Annotated in this window: 3 protein-coding genes; all 3 read left to right on the top strand. The window is 52.3% G+C overall.

Annotated features, from left to right (window positions below; genetic code table 11):
* Positions 1-86 precede the first annotated feature (86 nt).
* The gene (gene proB / locus STRDD11_RS09740; RefSeq protein ID WP_128837164.1) at positions 87-1,196 is read left to right on the top strand and encodes a glutamate 5-kinase; all 1,110 of its coding nucleotides are present in this window, start codon (positions 87-89) and stop codon (positions 1,194-1,196) included.
* A 9-nt stretch (positions 1,197-1,205) separates the two neighbouring features.
* Positions 1,206-2,468: a glutamate-5-semialdehyde dehydrogenase gene (locus tag STRDD11_RS09735; protein WP_128837163.1), complete on the top strand. Its 1,263-nt coding sequence runs from the start codon at positions 1,206-1,208 to the stop codon at positions 2,466-2,468.
* A gap of 2 nt (positions 2,469-2,470) precedes the next feature.
* Positions 2,471-2,894: pyrroline-5-carboxylate reductase family protein (locus tag STRDD11_RS14570; RefSeq protein WP_241209399.1), on the top strand; the 424-nt coding region annotated here is incomplete at its 3' end.

Below are 2,894 nucleotides of genomic sequence, written 5' to 3'. Positions count from 1 at the left end.
ACAGAATGAGCAGCTGCTGCCAGCCTGTCTGCTCCTGCCTGGTTGGCTGATGATTTTCATTGAGCATAAGCAAGAAAGAGTTGTCTATGAAAGCAAAGCGTATTGTATTTAAGGTGGGAACCAGCTCACTGACCAATCCAGACGGCAGTCTGTCGCGGGCCAAGGTACGGTCCATCACCCACCAGCTGGCTGTCCTGCATGAGGCGGGGCATGAGCTGATTTTAGTTTCATCCGGAGCCATTGCAGCGGGTTTTGGGGCCTTGGGCTTTAAAAAACGGCCTGCGAAAATCGCCGACAAGCAGGCTTCGGCTGCGGTGGGGCAGGGCCTGCTTTTGGAGGAGTACACGGCTAATCTGCTGCTCAAGAAAATTGTCTCTGCCCAGATCCTGCTGACTCAGGATGATTTTGCCGACAAGCGCCGCTATCAGAATGCCCATCAGGCCCTGTCGGTCCTGCTCAACCGCGGAGCTATTCCCATCATCAATGAAAATGACACGGTCTCCATAGAAGAATTGAAGGTTGGCGATAATGATACTCTCAGCGCCCAAGTGGCAGCTATGGTACAGGCGGATCTGCTGGTCCTGCTGACGGATGTAGATGGTGTCTATACGGCCAATCCAGCTGTCAACCCTGAGGCTGAACGGTTGCATGTTATTGAGAATATTACGCCCAATATCATTGAGATGGCTGGCGGAGCAGGCTCCAACAATGGAACGGGCGGCATGCTGACCAAGATTAAAGCCGCTACAATTGCGACGGAATCAGGCGTGCCGGTTTATATTTGCTCCTCATTAAAGGAAGATGCCCTGCTAGAGGCGGCAAACCAGCAGGAAGACGGCTCCTATTTCATTGCCCAAAAGAAGGGGCTGAAAACGCAGAAGCAGTGGCTGGCTTTTTATGCCAGAAGTCAGGGGGCAATATATGTGGACCGAGGTGCCGCTGCCGCATTATCTGAAAATGGCAAGAGCCTGCTTTTATCAGGTGTTGTCGAAATTGAGGGGCATTTTTCCTACCATGACATTGTCACTGTCTATGATAAGGAAACGGGGGAATCTCTGGGCAAGGGGCGTGTGCAATTTGGCTATTCAGCTGTGAAAGACATGCTCCAATCGCAAAAGGCCAGGGGGGTGCTCATTCATCGCGATGATTGGATTTCTATCACACCTGAAATCCAGCTGCTCTTTACAGAATTTTAGAGGTGAGAAATGGTAACGACACAAGAACAGTTTGAAACGGCCAAGGCCGTCAAAAAATCCATCAACACAGCCAGCACTGAGCTGAAAAACCGAGCCTTGCTGGCTATGGCTGACCAGCTTTGGCAGGCTCGGGCGGACATCTTGGCAGCCAATGCTCAGGACATGGCAGCAGCTAAGGGGAAGATTTCAGATGTCATGCTGGACCGGCTTTATCTGGATGAAGGACGAATTAAGGCCATGGCAGAGGGGATCCGTGAGGTGGCGAAGCTGCCAGACCCCATCGGGGAAGTCTTGGAGACCAGCCAGCTGGAAAATGGGCTGGAAATCACCAAAAAACGGGTGGCCATGGGCGTGATTGGCATTATCTACGAAAGCCGGCCCAATGTCACCTCTGATGCGGCTGTCTTGGCTCTTAAAAGCGGAAATGCAGTCGTCTTGCGCAGCGGAAAGGATGCCTACAAATCCGCACATGCCATCGTCACAGCGCTCAAGAAAGGGCTAGCGGAAACAGCTATCAATCCGGAAGTCATTCAGTTAATTGAAGATACCAGCCGTGACTCCAGCTATGCCCTGATGAAGGCCAAGGGCTATCTGGATCTGCTCATTCCCCGAGGTGGCGCTGGCTTGATTCAGGCGGTTGTGGAAAATGCGACTGTGCCCGTCATTGAGACAGGTACAGGCATTGTTCATGTCTATGTCGACAAGGATGCGGACCAGACCAAGGCGCTGGCAATCGTTGAAAATGCCAAGATCAGCCGTCCTTCTGTCTGCAATGCAATGGAGGTATTGCTGGTTCACGAAGCCCTCGCAGCTGACTTCTTGCCGTCTTTGCAGAAAGCCTTGGTGACGGACCGTGAGGCTGCAGGGCTTGCGCCAGTCCAACTGCGTCTGGATGAGAAAGCAGCTCAGTATATCTCAGGAACACAAGCTAAACCAGAAGATTTTGATACCGAATTTTTGGACTATGTCTTAGCGGTCAAGCTAGTTTCTTCGCTGGAGGAAGCGGTCGAGCATATCGAAGCCCACAGTACCCATCATTCGGATGCCATTGTGACAGAAAATGCTGCAGCTGCTGCTTACTTCACTGAACAGGTGGACAGCGCAGCGGTCTATGTCAATGCCTCTACCCGCTTTACCGACGGCGGCCAATTCGGTCTGGGCTGTGAAATGGGCATTTCCACTCAGAAACTGCATGCCAGAGGTCCGATGGGACTGAGAGAGCTGACTTCTTATAAGTATGTTATTCAAGGAACAGGTCAGGTGAGGGAATAATAATGAAGATTGGATTTATCGGTTTGGGCAATATGGGCGGCAGCTTGGCCCGCTTGGTCGCTCAAGATGACAGATATAGAGATGGGATGCTGCTGGCCAACCGCAGTCAGGAAAAGGCTGAGAAGCTGGCAGCAGAAGCTGGCGGCCAGCCAGCCAGCAATGCCCAAGTGTTTGCTCAGGCAGACGTGGTTTTTCTGGGCGTCAAGCCGGCTCAGTATGCAGCCTTGCTGGCGGATTATGAGACTGTTTTAAAGAAGAGAGAGCCTCTCCTGTTGGTTTCCATGGCGGCCGGTCTGCCTTTGGCGACCTTGGAAAAGCTGACTCCTAAGCAGCATCGCTGGATTCGGATCATGCCCAATACGCCTGTGGCTGTTGGCGAGGGTGTTATCACCTATGCCTTGTCCGAGTTAGCGGGTCAAGCGGATG

It is taken from the genome of Streptococcus sp. DD11 (assembly GCF_001578865.1).
GTDB lineage: Bacteria > Bacillota > Bacilli > Lactobacillales > Streptococcaceae > Streptococcus > Streptococcus panodentis.
Note: the sequence above shows the minus strand (reverse complement) of the source record. Positions and strands in the feature narration are given on the sequence as shown.

Excerpts from the sequence above, each read along its gene's own strand:
- proB (WP_128837164.1), top strand. The coding sequence starts at position 87 with ATGAAAGCAAAGCGTATTGTATTTAAGGTGGGAACCAGCTCACTGACC.
- STRDD11_RS09735 (WP_128837163.1), top strand. The coding sequence starts at position 1,206 with ATGGTAACGACACAAGAACAGTTTGAAACGGCCAAGGCCGTCAAAAAA.